This window comes from Lysinibacillus zambalensis (genome assembly GCF_040183165.1).
Lineage (GTDB): Bacteria > Bacillota > Bacilli > Bacillales_A > Planococcaceae > Lysinibacillus > Lysinibacillus zambalensis.
The window spans coordinates 1-500 of the sequence record NZ_JBEGDG010000096.1 but is presented as its reverse complement, the minus strand read 5'-3'; the positions used below and the strand labels follow the sequence as shown (position 1 = coordinate 500).

1 rRNA gene is annotated in these 500 nt (G+C 23.2%); it reads right to left on the bottom strand.

Going from position 1 to position 500, the window contains the following annotated elements:
- Positions 1 to 173: ribosomal RNA gene (locus tag ABNX05_RS26210) — 23S ribosomal RNA — on the bottom strand; the annotation flags it as partial.
- Between the last annotated feature and the right edge of the window lie 327 nt (positions 174 to 500).

Sequence of the window (500 nt, the reverse complement as noted above, 5' to 3'; positions counted from 1 at the left end):
GACGCTATGTATTCACGTCAAGATACTACGCGATTAAACGTAGAGGGTTCCCCCATTCGGAAATCTCCGGATCAAATCTCACTTACAGCTCCCCGAAGCATTTCGGTGTTAGTGCCGTCCTTCATCGGCTCCTAGTGCCATGGCATTCGCCGTGCGCCCTTTATAACTTAACCAAGTTATTAAGCCTAAAATAACTTAAAAATTATATGTGTTTGTTACTATTTCAATGTCGTTTTATCCAGTTTTCTAGGGGGGGCTAAAAAAAAAAAAAGTAAATTAAAAATAAAAAAAAAAAAACAAAAAAAAAAAAAAAAAAACAAAAAAAAAAAAATAAAATCAAAAAAATAATAAAAAAAAAAAAAAAAAAAAAATAATAAAAAAAAAAAAAAAAAAATAAAATATTAAATAAAAAAAAAAAAAAAATAAAAAAAAAAAATAATAAAAAAAAAAAAAAAATAATAATAAAATATAAAAATAAAATAAAAAAATAATAATTATTA